Below are 26088 nucleotides of genomic sequence, written 5' to 3'. Positions count from 1 at the left end.
GTTGGCATAAGGACCGATCATGATCCGCATCCTCGCCCTCCTGCTGCTGCTCCTCCCCGCCCCGGCACTGGCCTGGGGCGATTATGCCCATCGCCTCACCGCCAGCATCGCCTGGTCGCAGCTGTCACCGGCCGCACGCGCCCAGGTGAAGGCGCTGATCCGCGCCGCGCCTGGGCTCGACACGCCGGAATGCCGGCTGGCCAGCATCGAGGATGCCTCGGTCTGGCCCGATTGCGTGCGGGGCCGCTATCGCGACCGCTTCGCCTTTTCCGCCCCCTGGCATTATCAGAACATCAGCGTGTGCGAGCCGTTCGACATCACGGCCAAATGCTGGAACGGCGATTGCGTGACCGCGCAGATCCCGCGCCAGCAGGCGATCCTGGCCGATCGGTCGCGCCCGGCCGCCGAACGGCTGCAGGCCCTTGCCTTTCTGGTTCACATGGTTGGCGACATGCACCAGCCGCTGCACATGGGCGACAAGGCCGATCGCGGCGGCAATGATGTGCGCGCCGCCTTCGGCTTCAAGGCGCCCGACCGGATGAATTTGCACTGGATCTGGGATGGTGATCTGGCCGAACGCGCCTTGACCGAGCCGCCGGCCATCGCCCCCCGCCGCATCACCCCGGCCATGCGCGCCGCCTTTGCCGCCGGCCCGGCCGGCACCAAGGCCAAGGTGGCGCTGTGGGCGCGCGAGGCCTGGGATATTGCCCGCACCACCGTGTACCCGGAGCTGAAGGACTATCCCGACAGCTGCCCGATCCCGGAATCCGGCCGCCGCGCCCTGCCGCGCGGCACGGTCACCCCGGCCTATGTCGCCGCGGCCACCCCGGCGGTGCGGACCCAGGTTGCCAAGGCCGGCACGCGCATCGCGAGCCTGGTCGAACAGGCGCTGGCGGCGCCCGCTCCGAAAGGATAAACATGCGGATCCAATGATCGAACCGCTCATGCCGAGCTTGTCGAGGCACGCACGGCACCTGGAGCGTGCCTCGACAAGCCCGGCATGAGCGGGTTTGGAATTGGACCGGAACGCAATCACGGGCGGGCTGCTCACCATGAACCTCGACGACGAAGAGGAAAGCGGCAACATCATCGACCGGCGCGGCGAAGGCGGCGCGGGCGGGGGTGGGGGCTTTGGCCTGCCAATTCCGATCGGTGGCGGCATGAGCCTGGGCACCATCGCCATCCTGATGGTGGTGGGCGTGGTGTTTGGCGTCAACCCGCTCTCTCTGCTTGGCGGCGCCGGCGGCACTGTGGGTGGCCCCGGCATTGGCCAGCCGCAACCGGCACAGGAACGCGCGGCCCTGACCGGCGATCACGACCGCTTTGTCGCCCGCGTGCTCGGCACCACCGAGCGCACCTGGGGCGAGATTTTCCCGGCCCAGCTTGGCCAGCCCTATCCCGCGCCCAAGCTCAACCTGTTCGAAGGCCGCGTCCGCTCCGGCTGCGGCCCGGCCAACAGCGGCATGGGGCCATTTTACTGCCCGGCCGACCGGCAGGTTTATCTCGACACCAGCTTCTTCGACGAATTGTCACGCCGCTTCGGCGCGCCGGGCGATTTTGCCGCCGCCTATGTCATCGCGCACGAGGTGGGCCATCATGTGCAGACCGTGCTGGGCATTTCGGATCAGGTGAACCGCGCCAGCCGTTCGATGGACAAGGCCGGGGCCAACGCCCTGTCGGTGCGGCAAGAATTGCAGGCCGATTGCCTTGCCGGCGTGTGGGCGCACCACAACCGGGATCTGCTGGAACCGGGCGACATCGAGGAAGGGCTGCGCGCCGCCGAGGCCATCGGTGACGACCGGCTGCAGGCCGAAGCCGGGCAAGGCATCCAGCCCGAAGCCTTCACCCACGGCACGTCGGCGCAGCTCATGCGCTGGCTGCGGCGCGGGCTGGACACGGGCGAGGTGCGCGCCTGCGACACGTTCGCGGCCCAAAGCCTGTGACGATCAAGCCCGAGGCGATCAATCCGTATCGGTGATGATGACGCGGCCGCGCGCGATGTCGCCCGGCCCGTCTTCCACCGCGATCACCATCGGTTCGCCATCCTTGGTCGCCCCGGTGATGGTGTTGCCGGTGCGCGCCACGGTGCGGCCCTTGGCGATCAGCGCCTTTTCATACCAGTCGGCCACCGCATCGGCGCTGCCCGGCGCCAAAAAGCCCAGCATCACCCGGCCGATGCGGCTGCCACCGCCCGACATGTCGACACTCAGCAGCCTGGCGCCCGGATAGCGGCCAATGCCGTCCAGATCGAATTTCGTTTCGGTGCCAAGGCCATCGGGCATGCGCATCTTGCCCTGGATGCCGCCGGGCAGGCGCAGTTCCATCTCGCGTGATTCGGTGTTGGCGCGAAACTCCACCTTGTCGCCGGCGGAATCGTCCCCGGCCTTCCCCCCGCGCTTGTCGAACCGCTCGAGATTCCAGCTTGTCTCGCTGGTCAGACGCTTGGGCTCTTCATCGTCGCGGGCGAACCACACCACCGCAACGCCGCACAACAGGATGGCAACCAGGGCAATCTTCATCAACACGCTCCACTGTGTTGCAATTCCACTACACCGTGACGCGACCCATCGTCAATCAATGCGGCTTCCCGTGAAACCGGTGCAGCACGGCGGCAATCACCCCGCCCAGCGCCAGGCCAAACAGGCCCGAACCACCGGCTTCGGCAGCCCAGGTGGCAAAGCCGCCGCCGGCTTCCACCATGTGCATTGCCCCGTGCAGCCATTCGTGCGGCTGGTGCACGCCAAACTTGTTCAGGCCATCGATCACGATATGGCCGCCCACCCACAGCATGGCGGCCAGGCCAACCCAGGCCAGCAGGCCCAGGAAGGGCGGCATGCCCGAAACCAGACCCCGGCCCAGCGCCGCCACCGCGCCATTGTTCATCCGCGCCAGCCGCACACCGGCATCATCGGCCTTCACGATCAGCGCCACCGCGCCATAGACCAGCGCCGTGATGCCCAGCGCCACCACCGCCAGCGCCACGGCCTGTTCGCCGATCGGCTTGTCTTCCACCGTGCCCAGCGCGATGGCCATGATCTCGGCAGAGAGGATCATGTCGGTCCGCACCGCGCCGGCCACCATGCTGTTCTCGCGCGATACCGGGTCCATCTCGGCGGCATCCTCTGCCGCCTCGTCCTCGGGCGTCAGCTTTTCCCACAATTTTTCCGCGCCCTCAAAACACAGGAAGGCGCCGCCGGCCATCAGCAGCGGGGTGATCGCCAGCGGCAGGAAATAGGACAATGCGATGGCGCCGGGCAGCAGGAACACCAGCTTGTTCTTCAGGCTGCCGCGCGCGATCTTGGCGACAATCGGGATCTCGCGATCAGCGGCAAAGCCCACCACATAACGCGGCGTGACGGCGGCATCATCCACCACCACCCCGGCCGCCTTGGCCGATGCCTTGGCCGCCGCCGCCGCCGTGTCATCCAGCGACGCGGCCGCCACCTTGGCGATCGCCGCCACATCGTCCAGCAGCGCAAACAAGCCGCCCGCCATGCTTATCGTCCCCCAAAGCCCAATGCGGTGTTGCGCTTGGCAAAAAACCTGCCTCTGTGCAATGCGGCGGCTTAACCCCGAAAAGTCAGGAGCGGTTCAGCGCCGATCGGCAAACAACAGGGCGATGGCCAGCGCGCCCCCCACCGCAAAGCCGATGATCAGCCCCTGCGATGGCTGGCCCAGCGCCGTGCCGATCCCGGCGCCCAGCACCAGGCCCAGCGCGATCAGGATGCCGCCACCACGCTGGGGCGGGCGGGCAGAGGAACGGGGCGATTGGCTGTCCATGGCGCTTCCCATGCACCAGCCGGCCGATATTGGCCAGTGGGGTCACGCGGGACCGTTGCCAGCGCCGTCCCATCCGGTAAACGGAAGACTGTGGTGCGCCTGATCCTTGCCTTGCTGGCCGCTGGCCTTGCCGTGCCGGCGCTGGCCCAGCCGGTGCCAGCGCCCGCCCCGGCCGAGCCGAATTCCGAACCGCCCCTGCCCGGGCCAGATGCGCCTCTGCCCGAACTGCCGGGGATGGAAGCCCTGCCCTGGCCCGACATCACGCCCGAAACCGCCGCCGATCCCGAACCGGGCGCGGCCGCCATCCGTTACCAGGTGGAACTGAAGGGCCTGAACGAACTTGGCCTTGATGATGAATTCCGCGGCCTGTCTTCGCTGTGGCTGCACCGGGGGGAGGATACCAACCTCGCCCAGCTTGGCCGCCGCATCGCCGAGGATCGCGATCTCATCGATCTGCTGCTGCGCTCCATCGGCCATTATGGCGGCACGGTGCGCATCACCACCCAGCCGCCCAGCGCCAGCCGCCGCGCCAGCCTGGTCGAGGTGGCGGTGGAACCCGGCCCGCTCTATCGCATCAGCGATCTGGTGATCAGCGCGCCCGAAGGCGCCGTGGGCCCGGCCGATCCAGGGCGCATTATCTCGCGCCTGTTGCCGATCCGCATCGGCGATCCGCTCGATGCGGCGCGGGTGCAGGCGGCGCAAACCAGCCTGCCCACCCGGCTGGCCGATGCCGGCTATCCCTTCCCGCGCATCCTGCCGCCCGACATCGTGGTGGATCACGCCGGCCGCGATGCCCAGTTCCGGCAAGCGATCGATCTGGGCCGGCGCGGCATGTTCGGCGCCATCAGCATCGAGACCACGGCGAAGGGGTTCGGCAACAACCATGTCACCATGCTGGCCCGCTTCAAGCCGGGGGACCGCTATAGCGAGGCCGGCCGCGATGATCTGCGGCGTGCGCTGGTGCAGACCGGCCTGTTCGGCGGCGTGTCGGTCACGCCGGTCGAAGGCGCCATCGCCGAGGATGGCCGCCAGACGGTGGACCTGAAGGTCAGCACCGATCCCGCGCCCTTGCGCACCATCGCCCTGTCGGGCGGCTTTTCCACCGGCCAGGGCCTGCGCGCCGAAGGCAGCTGGACCCACCGCAACCTGTTCCCGCCCGAAGGCGCCTTCACCGCCCGCGCCGTCGCCGCCGAGCGTGAACAGCTGGCCCAGGTGGAGCTGCGCCGCCGCAATTTCCGCGCGCGCGACCGTTCCCTGCTGCTGTCGGGCGGCTTTTCGGCCAGCCAGCAATTCGCCTTCGCCGCCGAAACCCTGGGGGTGAGCGCGGCGCTGGCGCGCGAAAGCAACATCATCTGGCAAAAGGACTGGACATGGAGCATCGGCGCCCAGGCGCTGGTCACCAGCCAGCGCGACCGTTCCGCCCCCGGCGATCCGCGCCGCACCTTCACAGTGTTCGCCCTGCCCGCCAGCCTGACGTGGGACCAGTCCGGCGATCTGTTGAACCCGTCGCGCGGGTTCCGGCTCACGGCGCGGCTCAGCCCGGAATTCACGCTCAGAAACCAGAGCAATTTCAATTATTTGAAGGCGCAATTTGAAACCACCGCCTATCAGCCGATTGGCGATCTGGTGCTGGCTGGCCGCTTCCACATCGGCAGCATCGTCGGCGCCAGCCGCGGCGTGATCGCGCCGGATCGCCGCTTCTATGCCGGCGGCGGCGGCTCGGTGCGCGGCTATGTTTTCCAGGGCGTCGGCCCGCGCAATGCCGACAATGTGCCCACCGGCGGCAACAGCCTCACCGAAATGGCGGTGGAGGCGCGCTATCGCTTCCAGGCCTTTGGCCAGGATGTCGGCCTGGTCGCCTTTGTCGACGGCGGGGAGGTTTCCACCGGCACCACCCCGGCCTTTGACCGGCTGTCGCTGGGTGCCGGCATCGGGGCGCGGCTCTACACCGGCTTTGGCCCGGTGCGCATCGATATCGCCACCCCGATCAACCCGCAGCGGGGCGATCCGCGGCTGGTCTTCTATGTCTCGATCGGGCAGGCGTTCTGATGACGGAACGGCTCCGCCTCGGGCTGATGCGGCGCAGTTTCAAGGCGCTGCTTGTCGGCCTTCTGCTGCTGGTGGCAGCACTGGCCGCCCTGCCCTTTGCGCTCGACACCGAACCCGGCCGTGCCTTTGTCGCGCGCAACCTGCCGGCGCTGGAACTGCAAAGCGGCCTGTCGTTCCGGGTGCGCGCCATCAAGGGCAGCCTTTGGGGGCGTGGCACATTGGTGGGGGTGGAACTGCATGATCCCGCCGGCCGCTTTGCCCGGATCGACCAATTGGCGGTGGACTGGCAGCCGCTTGACCTCCTCGCCAACCGCTTTGCCGCCCGGCGGCTGGCGGCCGGCACCATCCAGATCGACCGGTTGCCCCGGCTGCGGCCGAGCAGCGATCCCCGCCTGCTGCCCGCCATTGACATCAGCATCGCCCGGCTGGAGGCGCCGCGCATCCGGCTCGCCCCCGGTGTCGCCGGCGCCAGGGCGCATCAGGCCAGTCTGTCGGGCCGGATCGACATCGCCGCCGGCCGCGCGCTGGTCAAGGTCACGGCCGCAGCCGGCAGCGCCGACCGGCTGCTGATCGATCTCGATGCCCGGCCTGATGATGACCGCTTCGCGCTTTCGGCCCGGCTGCAGGCGCCGCCCGGCGGGCTCGTCGCCGGCCTTACCGGTATCGCGGCCGGGCTGGACCTCACGGCCAACGGCCAGGGCCGCTGGCGGTCGTGGAACGGCACGCTGCGCGCCAGCAGCGGTGCTGCCCGGCTGGCCGATGCGGCGCTGACCCTGACCGACGGAGAATTCGGCTTGGCCGGCCGCATCGATCCAGCCGCCCTGCTGCCCGCATCTGCCCTGTCGCGGCTGCTGGCGGGCGGGCTGGCGATCAACCTGCGCGCCAGCCCGCGCGATGATGCGCTGCAAGTCACCACCACCGCCACCGGCCGCTGGTTCAACGCCAGCCTGTCGGGCCGGGTGGACCGCGCCGCCGAACGAATCGAGGCCGGCACCCTTGCCTTGAAGCTTGTGGATGGCGCACCGCTGCCCGCCGGCCTCACCCTGAAGGGCCTCAGCACCACCGCACGCTTGTCTGGCCCGTGGCTGGCCCCGGCGGCGGAGGCCAAGGCCAACGCCGCCAGCCTGGGCCTGCCCGGCGGCTGGTGGCTGGACGGGGTGACTGCCACGGCCATCATCGATGCCAATGATGGCAGCGCCGCGATCCCGGCTGCGGCCAGTGTCACCGCCGTGCGCGGCCTGCCGGCCAACCTTGCACCACTGGCCGGGCGCTGGCAGGCCAGCGGGCCGCTGATCTGGCGCGCCGGCCAGCTTTCGGGCAGCGAACTGGCGGTCAAATCCGGGCCGGTCACCGGCCGCGCCGGCTTCAGCTGGCGCCCGGCCACCGCCGCCTGGGGCCTGCGCCTGGTGGGAGAGGCCCGGGGCTGGGCCCTGCCGCTGCTGGGCGGCAGCGACATCGCCTTCACCGCCGATCTGAAACCCGGCGTGGCGGGCAGCGGCGATTTCCGGCTCACCGCCGCGCGCCCGCCGGCCAGCGCCCTCACCCGCCTCGCTGGCAGCAGCATCGCGCTTGCCGGCCGCTTCACGCTGCAACCCGGCCTGGTGATCAGCGCCAGCGGCCTGTCGCTGGGCAGCCCCAGGCTCTCCGCCGGCGGCACGCTCGGCTGGCAGGCTGGCCGGGTCAATTTCGCGCTCAGCGGCCGCAGTGCCGAATTCGGCGCCTTCCGCGCCGATGGCGGCGGGCCTCTGGATGCCCTCGCCCTCACCCTGCGCCTGCCCCGCCCCGGCTATGGCCTCACCGATGTGGAGGCGCGGCTGGCCGCCCGCAACGCCCGCTGGCAACTGGCCGCCACCGCAAAGACCGCCGCCGGCCCGGCCACGCTGGCGGCAGGCTTTGATGTCGAACCGGTGCTGCGCCTTGATGTGGAGCGGCTGACGCTGGCCGGCTTTGTCGCCAGCGGCAGCGCCAGCCAGTCCCCGGCCGGGCCGCTGGTCGGGCGGCTGGCGCTGGCCGGCGCTGGCCTGTCGGGCGCGGCGCAACTGTCGGCCAATGGCGACGTGCAGCAGGCCGATCTCGATCTGTCGGGGGACAATATCCGCATCGCGCCCGATGCCAGCATCGAAACCCCGGTGGGCATTGATCAGCTGCGGCTGAAGGCACTGCTCCGCCTGCCGGTCACCGGCCCGCTGCTGCGCGGCAGCCTCAGCCTCAAGGGGCTGGAGCGCGGCAATCTGGTGATCGATAGCGCCAGCGGCAGCATCGATCTCACCGATGGCAGCGGCAAGGCCAGCCTCACCCTGTCGGGCGACAGCGGCGCCCCCTTTGCGATCACGCTGGCCGCCGCCATCGCCGGTGACGGCGTGCAATTGTCGGGCGATGGCAGCTATGATGGCCGCGCCGCCCGCCTCACCGGCCCGGCGCGGATCAGCCAGGATGATGCCGGCTGGCATCTCACACCGATGCGGATCAGCAGCGATTTCGGCAATGCCGAACTGTCCGGCGATTGGGGCCCGCGCCAGCGCCGGGTGCAGGCCAGGCTCGACCGGGTGTCGCTGGCGGTGGTGGGCCTCGCCTATCCCTCGATCAACCTGGCCGGCCGCGTCTCGGGCGATGTCGATCTTGATCTGCCGCGCGGGGCCGTGCCGCGCGGCAAGGCAAATCTCAGGCTGAACGGCCTGTCGCGCAGCGCCATCACCAGCACCTCCACCCCCATTGATCTCGGCCTCAACGCCGTGCTGGGCGCCGATGGCACGCTGGTGCGCGCCGTCATCCTGCGCGCCGGCAAGGTCGAAGGCCGGGCGCAGGCGCGGCTCGGCCCGGCGGCCGAAGGGGCGGAAAGCCTGATCGCCGCCTATGCCGCCGCACCCATCACCGGCCAGTTGCGCTATGCCGGGCCGGCGCAGGATCTGTGGGGCCTGTCCGGCCTGACCGCGCTTGATCTGCGCGGGGGCGTGCAGGTGGCAGCCGATCTGTCGGGCACGCTGGGCGATCCCCAGATTGCCGGTCGCATCATCGCCCGCGACGCCCGGGTGGAAGCGCCGTTGCTGGGTGCGGTCGCCACCGGCACCAGCCTTGATGCCCGCTTCAACGCCTCCCGCCTGGAGCTGACCCGCTTTGCCGGCACCTCGGGCAGCGGCCGCATCACCGGTTCGGGCAGCATCGATCTCAGCCTGGAACGCGGTTTCCCCATGGATATCCGCATGGCGGTCAGCGATGCCGCCATCCTGGGCCGCGATGATCTGTCGGCGGTGGGCAGCGGCAATATCCGGGTCGCGACCGACGAATATGGCGGCGTCGTTTCGGGCACACTGAAATTGTCGCGCGCCGAATATCGGGTGGGGCGCACCGCCGTGGCCGATGTCCCGGTGCTGGCGGTGACGGAACGCAACACCCGCGTGCTCGGCCGGCGCGTGGCGCAATATGTGCCGCCCACCCGCTGGCTCTACAATCTTTCCATCACCGCGCCGCGCGATCTGCGCGTCACCGGCATGGGCATCAAATCGGAATGGCAGGCCGATGTGCGGCTGCGCGGCGCCGCCACCGCACCCGAACTGTTCGGCCGCGTGCAACTGGTGCGCGGCGATTATGATTTTGCCGGCAAGCGCTTCCAGCTCACCCGCGGCGACATCCGTTTCCAGGGCGGTTATCCGCCCGATCCCATCATCAATGTCGCCGCCGAAAATGCCAGCAACGGCTTCACCGCGCTGCTCAGCATCGAAGGCACGGCGCAGCGCCCGCAGATCCGCTTCAGCTCGGTGCCGTCCCTGCCGGAAGACGAGGTGCTGAGCCGCGTGCTGTTCGGCGCCCGCGTCACCGATCTGTCCGCGCCCGAAGCCATCCAGCTGGCCGGCGCGCTCACATCCTTGCGCGGCGGCGGCTTCAACCCCATTGGCGCGGTTTCAAAGGGGTTGGGCATCGATCGCCTGCGCATCCTGCCGGCCGACACCACGCTGGGCCGCAAGACCTCGGTCGCCGCCGGACAATATCTCGGCCGCAATGTCTATGTCGAACTCGCCACCGACGCCCAGGGCTATACCGCCACCAGCATCGAGATTGGCCTCACCCGCTCGCTGTCACTGCTCAGCAGCGTCGCCACCCTTGGCGGCACCTCGGCCGGCCTCCAGTGGACGAAGGATTATTGACGCCCGATCAGCCGCCGCGCCATCCGGTCCGCCACCACGTCGGTCGCCTCGCCGCTGGCCTGGGCCAGATCGAACAGGCCAGCGAGGCGCGGGCCGATTTCGTCCACCTGGGCGTTCACGGCATCCAGGCTGGTCTCGCCCAGATATTCGGCAATCACGCTGATGATGCCGCCGGCGTTGATCACATAATCGGGGGCATAAAGGATACCGCGCGCCGCCAGCCGGGCGCCATCGGCGGCCGTTGCCAGCTGGTTGTTGGCGGCACCGGCCACCACCGCCACATCGAGCGCGGCGATGCTGGCCTCGTTCAGGATGGCGCCCAGCGCGTTGGGGCTGAACACATCGGCGGCAACGCCCATGATCTGGTCCACACCCACATGCGCGGCACCCAGTTCGGTGGCCAGCCGCGCGGCACGGGCCGCATCGGCATCGGCCAGCGTCAGCTTCGCACCTTCGGCGCCCAGCGCGCGGGCCAGCGCACCGCCCACACTGCCGACGCCCTGGATCGCCACATGCAGGCCGCGCACCTCTGCCCGGCCCAGCTTGTGGGCCACCGCCGCCTTCAGGCCGACAGCCACGCCGCGCGCCGTGAACGGGCCGGGATTGCCGCCCACACGGCCCGCTGCCACCGGCAGGCCGGCAACATGTGCCGTGCGCCGCGCCAGCACCACCATGTCGGCATCGGTCATGCCCACATCCTCGGCCGTCACATAACGGCCGCCCAGCGCCGCCACTGCCTCGCCAAAGGCTTCCAGCAGCGCTTCGGTTTTCGGCGCATCAGCCAGCACCACCGCCTTGCCGCCGCCCGCCTTCAGGCCGGCGATGGCATTCTTGTAACTCATGCCGCGCGACAGGCGCAGCGCATCGGTCAGCGCTTCGGCCTCGCTGCCATAGGCCCAGCGCCGCACACCGCCGGCCGCCGGGCCAAGGTGAGTGGAATGGATGGCAATGATGGCATGCAAGCCGGTGGCCGCATCCTTCACCAGCATCACCTGTTCGTGCGCGTCAAAACCGGGAGCCGCCTCGGCCGGCAGGCGGGCCAGCTGTAGGGTCTGCAAAGAGGTGGCGAGGGGGGCGGCAACGGTCATGACTCAAGCTCCACCAAGGAAAAATTGCGCCTTAACGCAACAATATTCCAACGTCCAGCAATCTTCCCTGCCGCAGCGCCCGAAACACAAAGCCGCTTGCCAGCCGCCCCCGGCTCGTTTATCCGGCCTCTCCTCTTGCTGTGGCGACTGTAGCTCAGTTGGTTAGAGCGCCGGTTTGTGGTACCGGAGGTCGCGGGTTCAAGCCCCGTCAGTCGCCCCACCCTTTCAGCCTTTCCGAAACTCCGCGCAGGCAAAGCGCGGCCCGGCGTTGCCGGCCGGATCGCTGCGATAATCATCGGGCTTGCCGTGCAGCACGATGGCGGCGCCATCATCATCCAGCACTGGGGTGGCGCCATCGGCCAGGCGCAGGCCGGGGATCATCTCATTGAGATTGCCCACGCCCTTGGCGTCCACCGTGATGTTGGGCAGATCGCCGGCATGGCTGCCCATCGGATTGTCGCGGCCATGCTGGCGGCCGGCCGGGTTGAAATGCGGGCCGGCGCTGGCGAAATCCGGGCCCACACAACGGCCAATGGCATGGATGTGCAGGCCATATTGGCCGGGCGGCAGGCCCTTCACCGCCACGATCAGCTGCGTGCCCTCGGCCAGCTGCAACAGCTCGGCATCGCCCAGCGCATTGCCCTCGGCGGTGAGCAATTTGGCTGACAGCATCAGCGACGGGGGCGCACCGCCCACGCGGCCCAGCGATTCGGCCTTCGGCCCACAGGCCGCCAGCATCAGCGGCAACAACAGCAAGACTTGGCGCATGGTCACTCCTTCACCCCATAATGGCTGACCAGCCGGTCCAGCGCCAGCGAAAGCAACAGTTTCCCGGCCCGCGCCGGCCAGCCCAGGCCACGCTCGGCCGCCTCCAGCCCTTCGCCGGCGCACACCACCCGCCACAGCACATCGGCCAGCCCCGGCCCGCAGGCGGCCACCGCGGCATCAAAGCGGCGGCGGGCGGCGATCTGGCTGCCCCCCGGCTCCGGCGCGCTGCCCGGCCGGCGGCTGGATGGCAGCGGGTCCCAGCGCATGGTCACGCACGGGCCCAGGCTGGCGGCGTGATAATCATCGCGCAGCCGCATCCCGGCCGCCAGCTGCGCCGCGCTGATATGGCCGCGCCGCGCCAGCCAGGCCAGCGGCGCCTCGGCCAGGTTCACCGCGACCTGCGCCCGGTCGATCCGGTCGCCCGGCGGCAGGGTGCGGGTGCCGATCAGGCGGTTGGCGGTGGCCGGGGGTACATCGGCGGTTTCGGCGGTGTTCGGCATGCGATTCTCCTGTTTGGCACGAAATGGGCGAATTCATGCTTGCATGAGGCAGGGGTTGTAGGACAGGATTAACCAATCAGGTTATTTGATTGGGGCAACATGATCACCCGCATCCGTGATGTGCGCAAAAGCCGTGGCCTCACCCTGGCCGATGTGGCGGCGGCCTGCGATCCGCCGACGACGCCGCAAACCATCGGGCGGCTGGAAACCGGGATGCGCACCGTGTCGATCGATTGGCTGGAACGGATTGCCGCCGCCATGGGCGTGCCGTCCTCCGCGCTGGTCGCCATGCCGGATCGCCCCGATGTGCCAGTGGCGGCATTGATCGGCCTGAATGGCGCCGATGCCCCGGAACGGCCGCGCACGCTGGTGCCGCCCAGCCCGCAGGGCGACATGCTGGGGCTGGTGGTGGAAACCGCGCAGGGCGATTATCGCAGCGGCGATGAATTGTGGGCGCAGCGGCTGGAACCGGCGCAATTCGGCCGCGCCCTCAACCGCGACGTGCTCGCCCCCCGCCCCGCCGGCCGCTTTGCCTTCGGCCGCCTGATCGCCACCGAAGGCGGCCGCATCCAGCTGCTGCCCACCACGCCCGGCGCGCGGCAGCTGGTGCTGGATGTGCCGTGGGTGGCCATGGTGACCACGCTGGTGCGGCGACTGTAACCAGGATCCTCCCCAAACTTGTTTGGGGAGGACCTGTTCTTTACGCCGGCACCTGCCCGTTCAGCTCCAGCGCCGCGCCGGCCAGGTGCAGGCTGCCGGTGATCAGCACCAGCGGCGGCGCGTCGCCGGTGCGGGCAATCGCCTTCAGCGCCTGGCGGATATTGGGGGCGCTGGCGGTCGCCATCCCCATTGCAGAGGCGGTGGCGGCCAGCGCCTGCGGATCATGCCCGGCATGGCCCGGCACCGGCACGGTGTAAATCGCGCTCGCCATGCCGGCGAACGGCTTCAGAAAGCCTTCGGCATCCTTGTTGGCCAGCATGCCGGCCACCAGCAAAAGCCGCTGGCCGGGCTGCAGCAGCGGCCGGATGGCTTCAGCAAGGGCACGGCCGGCGGCCGGGTTGTGGCCGCCATCCACCCACAGGCTGCTGCCGGCGGGCAGCAATTCGGGCAGCGGGCCGCGTTCCAGCCGCTGCAGCCGCGCCGGCCATTCGGCCCAGCCCATGCCGGCGCGCAGTGCCGCTTCCTTCAGCGGCAGCGCCGTCTGCACCCGCAACATCGCCACCGCCAGCGCGGCATTGTCGTGCTGGTGGGCGCCGGCGAGGCGGGGCAGCGGCAGTGCCAGCTTGCCCTCCCCATCGCGGTAATGCAGCTGATTCTCATACACCGCCGCATCCCAATCCTGGCCGCGGATCACCAGCCGTGCCCCGGCCAGCCCGGCGATTTCGGCAATGCGCGCCGTCACCGCCGCCGGGTGGCGACCGGTCACCAGCGGCACGCCGCGCTTGGCGATGCCGGTCTTTTCCCGGGCGATATCAAGAATGGTCGGCCCCAGCCATTGCGTGTGGTCCAGCCCCAATTGGGCAATGCCCGAGACCAGCGCGGATGGCAGCACATTGGTCGCGTCCATGCGGCCGCCCAGCCCCACCTCGATCACGCAGGCATCGGCCTCCACCGTGGCAAAGGCCAGGAAGGCCGCCGCCGTGGTCAGTTCGAAAAAGGTGATCGGCGCCTCGCCGTTCAGGCGGATCACATCCTTCAACAGAACGATCAGCGCATCATCGGCGATCAGCTGGCCAGCCAGCCGGATCCGCTCGTTGAAGCGCACCAGGTGCGGGCTGGAATAGACATGGACGCGGTGCCCTTGCGCCTCCAGGCAGGCGCGCAGCATGGCACAGGTGCTGCCCTTGCCGTTGGTGCCGGCCACGTGGAACACCGGCGGCAGCCGGTGGTGCGGGTTGCCCAGCCGCTCCAGCAGCCGTTCCAATCGGCCCAAAGACAAGTCAATCTCGGTCGGGTGCAGGGCATAGGCATCGCGCAGCAGCGCATCCAGCACCGGATTGTCAGACCGGGCCGGCGGCATGCGCGCGCCAGGTGATGCGCCCCCGCCCTGGCTCATGCAGCGATGCGCCGCGCCATCAACAGGCCGATCAGGCGGCCCAGCGTGTCCTTCAGGTCGCGGCGGTGCACCACCATGTCGAGCATGCCATGCTCCAGCAGATATTCGGCGCGCTGGAAGCCTTCGGGAAGCTTCTCCCGGATCGTCTGCTCGATCACGCGCTGGCCGGCAAAGCCGATCAGGGCATTGGGTTCGGCAATCTGCACATCGCCCAGCATGGCATAGCTGGCGGTCACCCCACCGGTGGTGGGATCGGTGAGCACGACGATATAGGGCAGGCCGGCATCATGCAGTTGCTGGATGCCCACCGTGGTGCGCGGCATCTGCATCAGCGAGAGGATGCCTTCCTGCATGCGCGCGCCGCCGGCGGCGGTGAACACGATATAGGGCGCACTGGCCGCCAGCGCCGCATCCACGCCGGCCAGAAAGGCCTCACCCACGCCCATGCCCATGGAACCGCCCATGAAGGCGAAATCCTGCACACCCACGATGGCGCGCCGGCCCATGATCTGGCCATCGGCGACCATCATCGCCTCCGGCTCGCCGGTGGCGGCGCGGGCGGCCTTCAGGCGATCCGTATATTTCTTCTGGTCCTTGAACTTCAACGGATCCTCGGCAACCTTCGCGGCCGGCAGCACGCGGTAATCGCCGTCAAACAACTGGGCAAAGCGCGCCTTCGGCCCGATGCGGTCATGATGGTCACAGCGCGGGCAGACGGAGGCATTGTCCTCCCACTCCTTGGTATAGACCATGGCGCCACAATTTTTGCACTTGGTCCACAAATTGTCCGGCGTGTCGCGACGGGCGAGAAACCCGGTCAACTGCTGGCGGGTGCGGGTGATCCAGCTCATGCGGCTTGCTCCTTGCGGGCGGTGCGGACCGCCTGGGCCAGCGCCGCCACCTGGGCAGCAACGCGGGCGGGAATATCATTGGCGCGGGCCTCGGCGGCATCGCCGATGGCATCCACGATGGCGCTGCCCACCACCACGGCATCGGCATGGGCGGCAATGGCGGCGGCCTGATCCGGTGTGCGCACGCCAAAGCCGACTGCGATCGGCAACGGCGTCGCGGCCTTCAGGCGGGCAACGGCGGCGGCGATATCGGCGGCGGCGGCCGAATTGGCCCCGGTCACCCCGGCCACGGCGACATAATAAAGGAAACCCGACGCGCCGTTCAGCACCGCCGGCAGCCGCTGGGCATCGGTGGTCGGTGTCGCCAGCCGCACCAGGTGCAGGCCATGGGCGGCCAGCGCCGGGGTCAGCTCGGCGGCCTCCTCGGGCGGCAGGTCAACGACGATGCAGCCATCGATGCCGGCGGCCTTGGCCTCGGCGGCAAACCGCTCCGGCCCAAAGGCGAGGATCGGGTTGAAATAGCCCATCAGCACGATCGGCGTCGCATCATCCGTGGCACGAAAATCCCGCACCATGGCCAGCAGCGCCTTCAGCGTGGTGCCGCCCCCCAGGCTGCGCAGATTGCCGCGCTGGATCGCGGGGCCATCGGCCATCGGATCGGTGAACGGCATGCCCAGTTCGATGATGTCCGCCCCTGCCCCCGGCAGCGCGGCAAGGATGCCGGCCGAGGTCGCCAGATCAGGATCACCGGCGGTCACGAACGTCACCAGCGCGGCGCGGCCTTCGCTGGCGCAGGCGGCAAAGCGGGCGGAAAGCCGGTCGCCGCTCACATCGCCACTCCCAGCGCGGCGGCCACGGTGAAGATATCCTTGTCCCCGCGCCCGCACAGATTGGCGATGATGATCTGGTCCTTGCCCATGGTCGGCGCGATGCGCGCGACAGCGGCCAATGCATGGCTCGGCTCCAGCGCCGGAATGATGCCTTCGGTGCGGCAGAGCAGCTGGAAGCCTTCCAGCGCTTCGGTGTCGGTCGCGCTCTGATATTCCACCCGGCCGATGGCATGAAGCCAGGCATGTTCCGGGCCAATGCCGGGATAATCAAGGCCGGCCGAAATGCTGTGCGCCTCGGTGATCTGGCCATCCTCATCCTGCAGCAGCATGGTCTTGTTGCCGTGCAGCACCCCGGCGCGGCCACCGGCCAGCGACGCGGCATGCTCGTGCGTGTCCAGCCCCTTGCCCGATGCCTCGATGCCGACGATGCGGACGCTCTTGTCATCCAGGAACGGGTGGAACAGGCCGATGGCGTTGGAACCGCCACCAATGGCCGCGACCAGCAGATCGGGCAGCCGGCCTTCGCGCTCCAATATCTGGGCGCGGGCTTCCTTGCCGATGACCGTCTGGAAATCGCGGACGAGTTCGGGATAGGGGTGCGGGCCGGCCGCTGTGCCGATGATGTAGAAGGTGTCGTGCACGTTGGTCACCCAATCGCGCAGCGCCTCGTTCATCGCATCCTTCAGCGTCTTGCTGCCACTTTCCACCGCCTTCACCTCGGCGCCCAGCAGCTTCATGCGGAACACGTTGGGCGCCTGCCGCTCGATGTCGCGCGCGCCCATGTAGATGGTGCAAGGCAGGCCAAAGCGTGCCGCCACGGTGGCGGTGGCCACGCCATGCTGGCCGGCACCGGTTTCGGCGATGATGCGCGTCTTGCCCATGCGGCGGGCGAGCAGGATCTGGCCGATGCAATTGTTGATCTTGTGCGCGCCGGTGTGATTGAGCTCGTCGCGCTTCAGATAAATCTTCGCACCGCCCAGCTCTTCCGTCAGGCGCGGCGCGAAATAGAGCGGGCTCGGCCGGCCGACATAATGGGTGAGCAGATCATTCAGCTCGGCATGGAAGGCTGGATCGGCCTTGGCGGCGGTATAGGCCTGTTCCAGCTCGAGGATCAGCGGCATCAGGGTTTCGGCAACATAACGCCCGCCAAACTGGCCGAAATGGCCGTTCGAATCCGGCCCGGCCCGCAGGGTGCCAATTTCAGCGTTCATGCGTCCCTCACCGCGCTCGCAAAGGCCATGATCTTCTCCACCGATTTCACCCCTGCCCCTTCTTCCACCCCTGATGCCACGTCCACCAGCGCCGGGGCGACCTGCCGGATCGCATCGGCGACATTGTGGATGCCAAGCCCGCCGGCCAGGCCAAAGCGGCGCTGCGGCCGTGTTTCGGCCAGCAGGCGCCAATCAAAGGCCAAGCCATTGCCACCCGGCAATGGCGCGTCGTTAGGCGCTTTGGCATCCAACAGCAACAGATCAGCCGGGCCTGCCGCCTTTGTCGCAGCCTCGATATCGGCGCGGGTCTTGACGCCGGCGGCCAGCCACACCGGCCGGCCATGGCGCTGCGCCAGCGCCGCCAGCCGCCCGGGCGGCACATTGTGGAACTGCAGGATATCGATGCCGGCGGCGATCACGGCAGCGACCAGATCATCATCGGGATCAACCAGCACCGCCACCCGGCCAACCCCGGCCGGCACCAGCGCGATCAGCGGCGCGGCATCGGCGGGACTCAAAAAACGCGGGCTGGGCGGGAAGAAGTTGAAGCCGATATGCGCCGCGCCGCTGGCCACGGCCGCGTGCACAACCTCGGGGGTTTTCACCCCGCAAATCTTGAACGACGTCATGCCAGGCTGGCAGCAATCGCAGCCGCAGCCGCCGCCGGATCGGCCGCCGCCGTGATCGGCCGGCCAATCACCAGCACGCCGGCGCCCAGCGCCTGCGCATCGGCCGGGGTCATCACCCGCTTCTGGTCGCCCACGTCGCTGCCGGCCGGGCGCAAGCCGGGCACGACGAACAGGCCATCATCCCACGCCGCCTTCACCGCCGCCACCTCATGCGGGGAACAGACAATGCCATCCAGCCCGGCGGCGCGCGCCACCCCAGCCAGCCGCTGCGCCTGGGCCCCGGTGCCATCGGCCACACCGGCGGCGAGCAGATCGCCATCATCCAGGCTGGTCAACACCGTCACCGCCACCACCCGGGTGTGCGGCAGCGCGGCGGCGCGGGCGGCGGCCAGCATGGCATGGCCACCGGCGGCATGCACGGTCAGGATGCTGGGCGCCAGCGGGGCCAGGCTGTGAATGGCGCCGGCCACGGTGTTGGGAATATCGTGCAGCTTCAAATCAAGAAACAGCGGCAGATCCTGCCCCGCCATCACGGCGGCGATGCCGGCCGGCCCGTGCGCACAGAAAAATTCCAGCCCCAGCTTGATGCCGCCCACATGCGGCGCGACGGCGGCCACCAGCGCGCGCGCCGCGACCACATCGGCCACATCAATGGCCACAAACACGCGATTGGCGGTCACGTCAGATGCCCGTTTGCGCCAGCGGCGGCGCCACTTCGGCGCGCTCGGTGCGGGCCGTGTTCGGCCGCAACCGCCGGCCTTCCACCAGCGGCCGCACAAAGGCCATCCACAACCAGGTCGGGATCATGCCGGCCAGAAAGGCCCCGGCCAGCAGCAGCGGCAACGGCGCCCGCGCCACCCCGCCATTGGGCAGGGTGAAGGGCACGAATGTCCAGTTCGACACCGCCAGCAGCAGAAATGCAAACCCCATCAGCGCCAGCAGCGCATATCGGATGATCGCCATGTTGACCCTCACAGCTCACCGTCTACGGGCGTGATACCAATTTCCATGAGGCCTGCCATCAGCTTTTCCGCCACCTCGGCCAATTGGGCGGTGCTGGTGGAGCGCAGCACGAAGTTGGCGCCGGTCTTGCCCTCCCGCCAGAAGGGGTAGGACCCGATCTGCACGCCGGGATTGTCCCGCTCGGTGCGCTTCAGCACGTCGGCGACCTTGCTCTCCTGCGTCCAGGCCGCGACCGTGCGGCTCAACACCGGTGCGCCGCCTTCCAGCGTGCCGTCCAGCGCCGCCAGCATGCCCTGGGTGATCATCGGCACCCCGGCCATGATGAAGATATTCTCCACCCTTATGCCCGGCGCCTTGGTGCGCGGATTTTCGATCAGGCTGGCACCGGCCGGGGTGCGGGCCATGCGCAGCCGCGCGTCGGTCAACTGGTCACCATAATGGTCGGCCAATATTGCCCGCGCATCCGGGTGCACGATCACTTCCCGCCCCAGCGCCGCGGCAATCGCATCCACGGTGATGTCATCATGGGTGGGGCCGATGCCGCCGGTGGTGAACAGATAGTCATGGCGAACGCGCAGGGCGTTCACGGCGTCGGCAATCGCGTCCATATCATCCGACACCACGCGCACTTCCTTCAGGCGGATGCCCTGCACGCCCAGCCATTTCGCCAGATAGGCCAGGTTGGCATCCTGGGTGCGGCCCGACAGGATTTCATCCCCGATGATCACCAGGGCGGCGGTGTAGATGCGTTCGTCGCTCATGGCCGCCGTCTTACCCCAGCATGAAGTGGCTGGCCATGCCCAGATTGTTAGCCGCATGGACTTGGCGGCCCCGAACGCCTATGTGCATCATGATGACACAGGCGCTCTACACCACCGTGATGGACCCGCAGGAAGGCCAGTTGCGCCTGCACGGGCCGGCTGCGTTCGAAGGCATGCGCAAGGCCGGGCGGCTCGCGGCCGAGGTGCTGGATCACATCACCCCCTTCGTGCAGCCGGAGGTTGCGACCATCGATCTCGACACGATGGCGTGGGAGTTTGTCCGCGCCGCTGGCGCTGCTTCGGCCACCGTCTTCTATCGCGGCTTTTCCCATTCGCTGTGCATTTCGGTGAACCATGTCGTGTGCCACGGCATTCCGGGGCCGAAAAAGCTCAAGGCCGGCGATATCGTCAACATCGATGTGACCGTGGTGGTGGATGGCTGGTATGGCGACACCAGCCGCATGTTCTTTGTGGGCGATGTGCCGATCAAGGCGCGGCGGCTGGTGGATGTCACCTATGAATGCCTGATGCTGGGCATCGAACAGGCCAAGCCGGGCAACACGCTGGGCGATGTCGGCTACGCCATCCAGACCCATGCCGAAAAGAACCGGATGAGCGTGGTGCGCGATTTCTGCGGCCATGGCCTGGGCCAGGATTTCCACACCGCCCCCAACGTGGTGCACATCGGCAAGCCGGGGCGCGGCGTGCTGCTGCGGCCGGGGATGTTCTTCACCATCGAACCGATGATCAACGCCGGCGGCCCGGCCGTGAAGGTGCTGGACGATGGCTGGACGGCGGTGACGCGCGATCGCAGCCTGTCGGCCCAGTTCGAACACAGCATCGGGATCACCGANTAACGAGGCCGGCTGCGAGATCTTCACGCAGAGCCCCAAGGGCTGGTTCGCGCCACCCTATAATTGATCAGCGCTTTTTCGGCAGCAGCTTCTTCGCGACCGGGCGCACCGCCGGCTTGGGCTTGACCGGCAACGGGATCACCCGCTTCACGCTGATGATCTTCACCGGCGTCTCGATCATCTGGCCCTTCATGGCGCCCTCGCCCTTGGTGGCCGAGACGGGCGCGTTCTGGATTTTCTTCACCACGTCCATGCCGTCCGTCACCCGGCCGAACACGGCATAGCCAAGATTGTCACCGGGTCCACCCGGCTTGGCATCCAGGCTGGAAAGATCGCCCAGGATGATGAAGAACTGCGCCTGCGCCGTGCCCGGTGCGCCGCGCGCCAGGCTCACGGCGCCTTCATTGTGGGTCAGGCCGGTCACGCTCGTCGGTTCATGTGCCACCGGCGGCAACAGCTTGCGGCCATCCTGGATGCCGCCCTGCACCAGGCCATAATTGCCATCCGGCGTCAGCTTCATCGCCCGGTAAAAGGCCGCGCCATCCAGCCGCGCCTCGTCAACGTGGCGAAGGATATAATTCGCCGTGATCGGCGCGCGTTCGGTTTCCAGCGCGATGGTGATCGGCCCCAGTTCGGTGGTCACCACGATGGCCACGGTGGCCGGCGCCGGCTTTTCCGGGGCCGGCGGCGGTGCGGCGGGTGCCACCTCCTGGGCAGCAACAGGCAGGGCCAGCATCAGGGCGGCGGCGAGCAGATGGCGACGAATCATGCCACCACCCTATGCGGCCAGCGCGCTTCCACAAAGGCGCAGTTCAGCGCAGCCATGGCCTCAAACCGGGCACTTGTCCCGCCCCGGACCGCCATCGGGCACATCGTTGCCGCACGCCATCGCCTTGCCGGGCCTGACCACGCTTTTCCAACCCGGCACCGACGACGTCAGCCGGTTGCCGCTGATCCGGCAGCCATCACATTCGGTCAGGGTGATGCCGTTGCGGCCGCTGGCGATCACATTGTTTTCAAACCGCACATTGGCCAGCGGCCGATCACCCGGCGCGTCCATCTGGGTAAGGCCCTGGCCGGTGGAGTTGATGCGATTGCCACTGGCCAGCACATCCATCACGCCGTTGCGCAGTTGCAAGGCGTCGCTGTGCCAGCCATCGGTCCAGCGACCGGCATTGGCTTCGCACAGCTTGCGGCCAACGCCCTCGCTGGTCACCCCGGCGCGGTCACACAGCGGCAGATAACGGCTGAACGGCCCGATCTGATTGTCGAGAAACCGGATCAGCTGGCTGTTGGCAACGATCATGCAATCTTCCACCAGCCCGTCACAGCGCGAATTGCGCAGCGTGACGCCGCTGGATTGCCGCACCGCCACCGCCTTTCGGGCATCGGTCACGTGCACGCCGTCCAGCGTCACCATGTCGGAACCGGCAACCAGCACCGCATAATATTGGCGCCCCGCGGCATCCCGGCCCGGCCGGCCTCCCGGCGCCACGATCTGCCCGCCAATCCATGTAAAGTTGCCGGCATTTTCCACCACCAACCCTTCCACACGCCGCCCGGTTGCCTCCACCACCACCGGTTCGGCAAAACGCGCCGACACCAGCAGCGCCGGCTGGGCCTCGCCAGAGGCGCTGCGGCCGGCCACGCAATCCTCGGTCAGGGTGAAATTGCCGCTTGTGGCCGGACTGGCCAGGGCCAGGGCCAGAGCAGCGCAGGTCACGATCGGCAACAGCGTTTCTCCTTTGCTTCCATGTCTTACCTGCCCGATGTGAACAGGCAATGACCAGGCTTGAACAGCGGCCACGCTGCTGCCACGCTGGCCCGTCTCGTCCAAGGGAATTGCACCTGATCGCGCCTCTCTCCCGCCGCCAGCTCCTTGCCAATGGCCTCTCGCTGGCCACTGCCGGCCGGGCCAGCGCGGCCCTGTCGGCAGCGCCGTTGCCACCGATGGTCGACATTTCTGCCCTGTTCGGACCGGTAAGGAACCAGGGCGACCGCAACACCTGCGCCTATTTCGCCGCCACTGCCGCCGCCGAAGCCGCAATGGCCCGCAAGACTGGCATGGCCGTTGCCCTGTCGGAACAATATCTCACCGATATCGCCCACGCCGGCCACCGCCTGCCGGCCGACGAAACCACCAATATCCACGGCGTGCTGGACCTGATCGCGAACGACGGCATGGTGCCCGCCGCCGCCCGGCCCTATCGCTCGCAGGCGCCCGCCGGCCAACTGGTCCAGGGGCCCGATCCAGCGCTGCTGGCCATCGGCCGACGGCTTGCGTTCGCCCCATTGCAAATACCTGACACAAGATTGGAAAGCTTGCAGCGCCGCCTGCTCCGCACCCCCCTGATCGTCGCCCTCGCCTTTCCCCACAACCGGGCCGGCTGGCGCGACGATGGCCTTGTCGAGCCCGTGCCGGGCCTGGTGCCCGACGGCGACGCGCGAGACCAATTCCCCAATCATTTTGTCGTCCTCACCGGCTTTGACCGCCGCCGTCAGCTCTTCTTCCTGCGCAGCAGCTGGGGGCCGGATTGGGGGCGCGGCGGCTATGGCCGGATCCGCTTTGCCAGCATGCAAACAAATTGGCTGACCGGCCCCGCGCTGTTTCTCCGGTACAGCCCGCCGCCTCCCCTCCGCGACCGCCTGCCGCTTGGCGCGGGCGGCCCAGCCGGCTAAACCACGCCCGTGTCCACCAGCCTCACCTTCGCTCTTGCCACCGTTTCGATGACGCTGATCATCGCCGTGCGCTACCTTGCCGTCTCCGGCGGCTTTGCCTGGCTCACCCGCCGGCGCGGCATCCACGATGGTCCGGCCGATCCCACCAAGCGCCGTACCCAGATCCGCGCCGAAATCCGCTGGAGCCTGATTTCGGCCGCCATCTATGGCATCCCCGCCGCGCTCGCCGTCGAAGCCTTCCGCCAATGGGGGTGGACCCAGCTGATGTGGACGGTCGAAACCCCGCTGCAGGCCGCCTGGTGGCCGCTCTCCATCCTCGCCTATCTCTTCGCGCACGACACCTGGTTCTATTGGACGCACCGCTGGATGCACCAGCCCCGCCTGTTCAAGGCCGCCCACGCCGTCCACCACGCCAGCCGCCCGCCCACCGCCTGGGCCGCCATGAGCTTCCACCCGTGGGAAGCCATCTCCGGCGCCATCTTCATCCCGGCCATGGTCTTCATCCTGCCCATCCACATCGGCGCGCTCGGCGTGGTGATGCTCATCGCCACCATCATGGGCGTCACCAACCACATGGGCTGGGAAATGTTTCCCGCCCGCTGGGTGAACGGCTGGTGGGGCCGCCACATCATCTCGGCCAGCCACCACGAAGCGCACCACCGCTTCTACACCTGCAACTATGGCCTCTATTTCCGCTTCTGGGACAAGGTGTGCGGCACCGATCGCGGCCTTGCCAAGTGGGGCGAGCGGGCGTAATCCGGGCCATTCCCCGGGGTGCCAGGCAACTGGCTGAGAGCGCGCCCGCGCAACCCGCTGAACCTGATCCGGGTAAGACCGGCGGAGGGAGGGAGCGTGTGAGGCAGGCGCGCCCCGTCCATTCCGATCATTTGGAAAGGATGCACGCCATGGCCGATATCAATTCGAAACTGGAAATGCCGGTCACCACCGGCCCGCTGCCGGGCAGCCGCAAGATCCATGTCGCCGGCGTCATCCATCCGGAATTGCGCGTCGCCATGCGCGAAGTCGCGTTCGACCCGTCGGCCAAGGAACCGCCGGTGCGCATCTATGACCCCTCGGGCCCCTACACCGATGCCACCGCCAGCATCGATATCGCCGCCGGCCTGCCCCCCTTGCGCACCGCCTGGATCGAAGCGCGCGGCGATGTGGAGCGCTACCCCGGCCGCGAGGTGAAGCCGGAAGACAATGGCGTGGTGAACGTCCCCGGCGGCAAGTCAGACGTCGCCGAATTCCCCAACGTCGTGAAGACGCCCCTGCGCGCCAAGGCCGGCGCCGCCGTCACCCAACTCGCCTATGCCCGCCGCGGCATCATCACGCCCGAAATGGAATATGTCGCCATCCGCGAGAACATGGGCCGCGCCGCCGCCATGGAGCGCGCCCGCGATGGTGAAAGCTTTGGCGCCGCCATCCCCGACCACGTCACCCCCGAATTCGTGCGCGACGAAATCGCCCGCGGCCGCGCCATCATCCCGGCCAACATCAACCACCCCGAAGCCGAACCGATGATCATCGGCCGCAACTTCCTGGTGAAGATCAACGCCAACATCGGCAACTCGGCCGTCGCCTCCTCCATCGCCGAAGAAGTCGAAAAAATGGTCTGGGCCACCCGCTGGGGGGCTGACACGATCATGGACCTTTCAACCGGCCGCAACATCCACAACACCCGCGAATGGATCCTGCGCAACTCGCCCGTTCCGATCGGCACCGTCCCCATCTACCAGGCGCTGGAAAAGGTCGGCGGCATCGCCGAGGATCTCACCTGGGATGTGTTCCGCGACACGCTGATCGAGCAGGCCGAACAGGGCGTGGATTATTTCACCATCCACGCCGGCGTCCGCCTGGCTTACGTCCCGCTCACCGCCAACCGCGTCACCGGCATCGTCTCGCGCGGCGGCTCGATCATGGCGAAATGGTGCCTCGCCCACCACAAGGAAAATTTCCTCTACACCCACTTTGCCGAGATCTGCGAGATCATGCGCGCCTATGACGTGTCGTTCTCGCTGGGTGACGGCCTGCGCCCCGGCTCCATCGCCGACGCCAATGATCGCGCCCAGTTCGCCGAACTCGAAACCCTGGGCGAGCTCACCAAGATCGCGTGGGAGCAGGACTGCCAGGTGATGATCGAAGGCCCCGGCCACGTGCCGATGCACAAGATCAAGATCAACATGGAAAAACAGCTCGAAGAATGCGGCGAAGCCCCCTTCTACACCCTCGGGCCGCTCACCACCGACATCGCACCCGGCTATGACCATATCACCAGCGGCATCGGCGCCGCCATGATCGGCTGGTTCGGCACCGCCATGCTCTGCTACGTCACCCCCAAGGAACATCTCGGCCTGCCCGACCGCGACGACGTGAAGGTCGGCGTCATCACCTACAAGCTCGCCGCCCACGCCGCCGACCTCGCCAAAGGCCACCCCGGCGCCCAACTCCGCGACGACGCGTTGAGCCGGGCGAGGTTCGAATTCCGCTGGCGCGACCAGTTCAACCTGTCGCTCGACCCCGAAACCGCCATGGCCTACCACGACGAAACCCTGCCGGCCGAAGGCGCGAAAGTGGCACACTTCTGCTCCATGTGCGGCCCGAAATTCTGCAGCATGAAAATCACCCAGGACGTCCGCGACTACGCCGCCAAGCAGAACAGCACCGACATGCTGGAAGCCGGCATGGCGGAAAAGAGCGCCGAGTTCCGCGCGAAAGGCAGCGCGATCTACCTGCCAGCGGCGGAGTGAGGCGCCGCGAACCAAGCCAACAGAAAGTGGGGCCTCCGGCGGGCAGGGGCTGAGCCCCTGCACCCACTTTCGTTGGGGCAGCCCTGCAGCGCCCACCGTCGTCCAGTGCTCGACACGGGGCTGGGCATATCGGGCCGCACGCCGCGTGGTAGGTGCTGGAATTTGCGTAAACTATCT

General features: G+C 68.3%; 24 protein-coding genes, 1 tRNA gene, 1 pseudogene and 1 riboswitch. Of the genes and pseudogenes, 10 read left to right on the top strand and 16 right to left on the bottom strand.

Translation table 11 applies throughout. The features are described from left to right. The first annotated feature begins 19 nt into the window (after positions 1-19). Both CHU93_RS14360 and ypfJ read left to right on the top strand, forming a co-directional pair. The gene (locus CHU93_RS14360; protein WP_094474847.1) at positions 20-916 is read left to right on the top strand and encodes a S1/P1 nuclease; all 897 of its coding nucleotides are present in this window, start codon (positions 20-22) and stop codon (positions 914-916) included. 136 nt (positions 917-1052) lie between these two features. Beyond that, positions 1053-1943: a KPN_02809 family neutral zinc metallopeptidase gene (gene ypfJ, locus CHU93_RS14355; protein ID WP_094474846.1), complete on the top strand. Its 891-nt coding sequence runs from the start codon at positions 1053-1055 to the stop codon at positions 1941-1943. An 18-nt stretch (positions 1944-1961) separates the two neighbouring features. On the opposite strand, the gene CHU93_RS14350 is transcribed toward ypfJ, so the two are convergent. The 3 genes from CHU93_RS14350 to CHU93_RS14340 form a co-directional block, all read right to left on the bottom strand. Beyond that, positions 1962-2519 carry a hypothetical protein gene (locus tag CHU93_RS14350; protein WP_094474845.1) on the bottom strand — a complete coding sequence of 186 codons (558 nt, stop codon included), beginning with the start codon at positions 2517-2519 and terminating at the stop codon, positions 1962-1964. Between the two features lie 55 nt (positions 2520-2574). Continuing rightward, positions 2575-3495, bottom strand: a complete 921-nt coding sequence (locus CHU93_RS14345; protein ID WP_094474844.1) for a DUF808 domain-containing protein — start codon at positions 3493-3495, stop codon at positions 2575-2577. A gap of 96 nt (positions 3496-3591) precedes the next feature. Further along, positions 3592-3780, bottom strand: coding sequence for a hypothetical protein (locus tag CHU93_RS14340; RefSeq protein ID WP_094474843.1), 189 nt, complete (start codon positions 3778-3780; stop codon positions 3592-3594). 93 nt (positions 3781-3873) lie between these two features. Between CHU93_RS14340 and CHU93_RS14335 the strand changes: the two genes are divergently transcribed. Next, positions 3874-5829: an autotransporter assembly complex protein TamA gene (locus CHU93_RS14335; RefSeq protein WP_133064418.1), complete on the top strand. Its 1956-nt coding sequence runs from the start codon at positions 3874-3876 to the stop codon at positions 5827-5829. Then, positions 5829-9971 (top strand): translocation/assembly module TamB domain-containing protein, encoded by a 4143-nt coding sequence (locus CHU93_RS14330; protein ID WP_094474841.1) that lies wholly within the window; start codon positions 5829-5831, stop codon positions 9969-9971. Before CHU93_RS14335 ends, CHU93_RS14330 begins: the two co-directional genes overlap by 1 nt. On the opposite strand, the gene CHU93_RS14325 is transcribed toward CHU93_RS14330, so the two are convergent. Continuing rightward, positions 9965-10960 carry a Leu/Phe/Val dehydrogenase gene (locus tag CHU93_RS14325; RefSeq protein ID WP_243375709.1) on the bottom strand — a complete coding sequence of 332 codons (996 nt, stop codon included), beginning with the start codon at positions 10958-10960 and terminating at the stop codon, positions 9965-9967. The genes CHU93_RS14330 and CHU93_RS14325 overlap by 7 nt on opposite strands. A gap of 242 nt (positions 10961-11202) precedes the next feature. Between CHU93_RS14325 and CHU93_RS14320 the strand changes: the two genes are divergently transcribed. After that, positions 11203-11279, top strand: a tRNA-His gene (locus tag CHU93_RS14320). A gap of 5 nt (positions 11280-11284) precedes the next feature. Here the strand turns inward: CHU93_RS14320 and CHU93_RS14315 are convergent. Together CHU93_RS14315 and CHU93_RS14310 are read right to left on the bottom strand one after the other, a co-directional pair. After that, the gene (locus CHU93_RS14315; protein WP_094474839.1) at positions 11285-11827 is read right to left on the bottom strand and encodes a superoxide dismutase family protein; all 543 of its coding nucleotides are present in this window, start codon (positions 11825-11827) and stop codon (positions 11285-11287) included. A 2-nt stretch (positions 11828-11829) separates the two neighbouring features. Further along, positions 11830-12327: a DUF6456 domain-containing protein gene (locus tag CHU93_RS14310; RefSeq protein ID WP_243375698.1), complete on the bottom strand. Its 498-nt coding sequence runs from the start codon at positions 12325-12327 to the stop codon at positions 11830-11832. A gap of 99 nt (positions 12328-12426) precedes the next feature. Between CHU93_RS14310 and CHU93_RS14305 the strand changes: the two genes are divergently transcribed. Next, positions 12427-12987, top strand: a complete 561-nt coding sequence (locus CHU93_RS14305) for a helix-turn-helix domain-containing protein (protein ID WP_094474838.1) — start codon at positions 12427-12429, stop codon at positions 12985-12987. Between the two features lie 40 nt (positions 12988-13027). On the opposite strand, the gene CHU93_RS14300 is transcribed toward CHU93_RS14305, so the two are convergent. From CHU93_RS14300 to CHU93_RS14265, 8 genes are read right to left on the bottom strand one after another with little or no spacing between them, the layout of a single operon-like run. After that, on the bottom strand, positions 13028-14347 hold the full coding sequence (locus CHU93_RS14300) for a bifunctional folylpolyglutamate synthase/dihydrofolate synthase (RefSeq protein ID WP_094474837.1): 1320 nt from the start codon (positions 14345-14347) through the stop codon (positions 13028-13030). A 32-nt stretch (positions 14348-14379) separates the two neighbouring features. After that, positions 14380-15234, bottom strand: coding sequence for an acetyl-CoA carboxylase, carboxyltransferase subunit beta (gene accD, locus CHU93_RS14295; protein WP_094474836.1), 855 nt, complete (start codon positions 15232-15234; stop codon positions 14380-14382). After that, the gene (gene trpA / locus CHU93_RS14290; RefSeq protein WP_094474835.1) at positions 15231-16064 is read right to left on the bottom strand and encodes a tryptophan synthase subunit alpha; all 834 of its coding nucleotides are present in this window, start codon (positions 16062-16064) and stop codon (positions 15231-15233) included. The genes accD and trpA overlap by 4 nt, the downstream gene beginning before the upstream one ends. Continuing rightward, the gene (gene trpB / locus CHU93_RS14285; RefSeq protein WP_094474834.1) at positions 16061-17275 is read right to left on the bottom strand and encodes a tryptophan synthase subunit beta; all 1215 of its coding nucleotides are present in this window, start codon (positions 17273-17275) and stop codon (positions 16061-16063) included. Before trpB ends, trpA begins: the two co-directional genes overlap by 4 nt. Further along, positions 17272-17904 (bottom strand): phosphoribosylanthranilate isomerase, encoded by a 633-nt coding sequence (locus CHU93_RS14280; protein WP_094474833.1) that lies wholly within the window; start codon positions 17902-17904, stop codon positions 17272-17274. Before CHU93_RS14280 ends, trpB begins: the two co-directional genes overlap by 4 nt. Further along, complete coding sequence (gene pyrF, locus CHU93_RS14275) at positions 17901-18584, bottom strand: orotidine-5'-phosphate decarboxylase (protein ID WP_094474832.1); 684 nt, start codon at positions 18582-18584, stop codon at positions 17901-17903. Before pyrF ends, CHU93_RS14280 begins: the two co-directional genes overlap by 4 nt. 1 nt (position 18585) lies before the next feature. Then, entirely contained in the window at positions 18586-18867 is a 282-nt protein-coding gene (locus CHU93_RS14270) for a hypothetical protein (protein ID WP_133064417.1), read from the bottom strand. 8 nt (positions 18868-18875) lie between these two features. Beyond that, complete coding sequence (locus CHU93_RS14265; protein ID WP_094474830.1) at positions 18876-19628, bottom strand: competence/damage-inducible protein A; 753 nt, start codon at positions 19626-19628, stop codon at positions 18876-18878. Positions 19629-19720: 92 nt separating this feature from the next. Here CHU93_RS14265 and map point away from each other — a divergent pair. Continuing rightward, positions 19721-20549 (top strand): annotated as a pseudogene (gene map / locus CHU93_RS14260) (type I methionyl aminopeptidase). Here map and CHU93_RS14255 read toward each other — a convergent pair. After that, positions 20550-21251, bottom strand: a complete 702-nt coding sequence (locus CHU93_RS14255) for a peptidylprolyl isomerase (RefSeq protein WP_094474829.1) — start codon at positions 21249-21251, stop codon at positions 20550-20552. A 60-nt stretch (positions 21252-21311) separates the two neighbouring features. Then, complete coding sequence (locus tag CHU93_RS14250) at positions 21312-22205, bottom strand: DUF1565 domain-containing protein (RefSeq protein WP_243375708.1); 894 nt, start codon at positions 22203-22205, stop codon at positions 21312-21314. A 119-nt stretch (positions 22206-22324) separates the two neighbouring features. On the opposite strand from CHU93_RS14250, the gene CHU93_RS14245 reads away from it, so the two are divergent. From CHU93_RS14245 to thiC, 3 genes are all read left to right on the top strand, one after another. Next, positions 22325-23161 carry a C1 family peptidase gene (locus CHU93_RS14245; protein WP_165768756.1) on the top strand — a complete coding sequence of 279 codons (837 nt, stop codon included), beginning with the start codon at positions 22325-22327 and terminating at the stop codon, positions 23159-23161. A 48-nt stretch (positions 23162-23209) separates the two neighbouring features. Next, positions 23210-23917 (top strand): sterol desaturase family protein, encoded by a 708-nt coding sequence (locus CHU93_RS14240; RefSeq protein WP_094474944.1) that lies wholly within the window; start codon positions 23210-23212, stop codon positions 23915-23917. 4 nt (positions 23918-23921) lie between these two features. Further along, positions 23922-24024, top strand: a riboswitch (TPP riboswitch). 42 nt (positions 24025-24066) lie between these two features. Beyond that, positions 24067-25911, top strand: a complete 1845-nt coding sequence (gene thiC, locus CHU93_RS14235; protein WP_094474943.1) for a phosphomethylpyrimidine synthase ThiC — start codon at positions 24067-24069, stop codon at positions 25909-25911. Positions 25912-26088: the final 177 nt, after the last annotated feature.

Source organism: Sandarakinorhabdus cyanobacteriorum (genome assembly GCF_002251755.1).
GTDB lineage: Bacteria > Pseudomonadota > Alphaproteobacteria > Sphingomonadales > Sphingomonadaceae > Sandarakinorhabdus > Sandarakinorhabdus cyanobacteriorum.
The sequence above is the reverse complement of the archived record's forward strand: the minus strand, read 5'-3'. Positions and strand labels throughout refer to the sequence as shown.

Excerpts from the sequence above, each read along its gene's own strand:
- CHU93_RS14265 (WP_094474830.1), bottom strand. The coding sequence starts at position 19,628 with ATGAGCGACGAACGCATCTACACCGCCGCCCTGGTGATCATCGGGGAT.
- CHU93_RS14255 (WP_094474829.1), bottom strand. The coding sequence starts at position 21,251 with ATGATTCGTCGCCATCTGCTCGCCGCCGCCCTGATGCTGGCCCTGCCT.
- CHU93_RS14345 (WP_094474844.1), bottom strand. The coding sequence starts at position 3,495 with ATGGCGGGCGGCTTGTTTGCGCTGCTGGACGATGTGGCGGCGATCGCC.
- CHU93_RS14315 (WP_094474839.1), bottom strand. The coding sequence starts at position 11,827 with ATGCGCCAAGTCTTGCTGTTGTTGCCGCTGATGCTGGCGGCCTGTGGG.
- CHU93_RS14350 (WP_094474845.1), bottom strand. The coding sequence starts at position 2,519 with ATGAAGATTGCCCTGGTTGCCATCCTGTTGTGCGGCGTTGCGGTGGTG.
- CHU93_RS14330 (WP_094474841.1), top strand. The coding sequence starts at position 5,829 with ATGACGGAACGGCTCCGCCTCGGGCTGATGCGGCGCAGTTTCAAGGCG.
- accD (WP_094474836.1), bottom strand. The coding sequence starts at position 15,234 with ATGAGCTGGATCACCCGCACCCGCCAGCAGTTGACCGGGTTTCTCGCC.
- thiC (WP_094474943.1), top strand. The coding sequence starts at position 24,067 with ATGGCCGATATCAATTCGAAACTGGAAATGCCGGTCACCACCGGCCCG.
- CHU93_RS14340 (WP_094474843.1), bottom strand. The coding sequence starts at position 3,780 with ATGGACAGCCAATCGCCCCGTTCCTCTGCCCGCCCGCCCCAGCGTGGT.
- CHU93_RS14325 (WP_243375709.1), bottom strand. The coding sequence starts at position 10,960 with ATGCTGGTGAAGGATGCGGCCACCGGCTTGCATGCCATCATTGCCATC.
- CHU93_RS14280 (WP_094474833.1), bottom strand. The coding sequence starts at position 17,904 with ATGACGTCGTTCAAGATTTGCGGGGTGAAAACCCCCGAGGTTGTGCAC.
- CHU93_RS14310 (WP_243375698.1), bottom strand. The coding sequence starts at position 12,327 with ATGCCGAACACCGCCGAAACCGCCGATGTACCCCCGGCCACCGCCAAC.
- CHU93_RS14270 (WP_133064417.1), bottom strand. The coding sequence starts at position 18,867 with ATGGCGATCATCCGATATGCGCTGCTGGCGCTGATGGGGTTTGCATTT.
- CHU93_RS14240 (WP_094474944.1), top strand. The coding sequence starts at position 23,210 with ATGACGCTGATCATCGCCGTGCGCTACCTTGCCGTCTCCGGCGGCTTT.
- CHU93_RS14300 (WP_094474837.1), bottom strand. The coding sequence starts at position 14,347 with ATGCCGCCGGCCCGGTCTGACAATCCGGTGCTGGATGCGCTGCTGCGC.
- ypfJ (WP_094474846.1), top strand. The coding sequence starts at position 1,053 with ATGAACCTCGACGACGAAGAGGAAAGCGGCAACATCATCGACCGGCGC.
- CHU93_RS14360 (WP_094474847.1), top strand. The coding sequence starts at position 20 with ATGATCCGCATCCTCGCCCTCCTGCTGCTGCTCCTCCCCGCCCCGGCA.
- CHU93_RS14305 (WP_094474838.1), top strand. The coding sequence starts at position 12,427 with ATGATCACCCGCATCCGTGATGTGCGCAAAAGCCGTGGCCTCACCCTG.
- trpB (WP_094474834.1), bottom strand. The coding sequence starts at position 17,275 with ATGAACGCTGAAATTGGCACCCTGCGGGCCGGGCCGGATTCGAACGGC.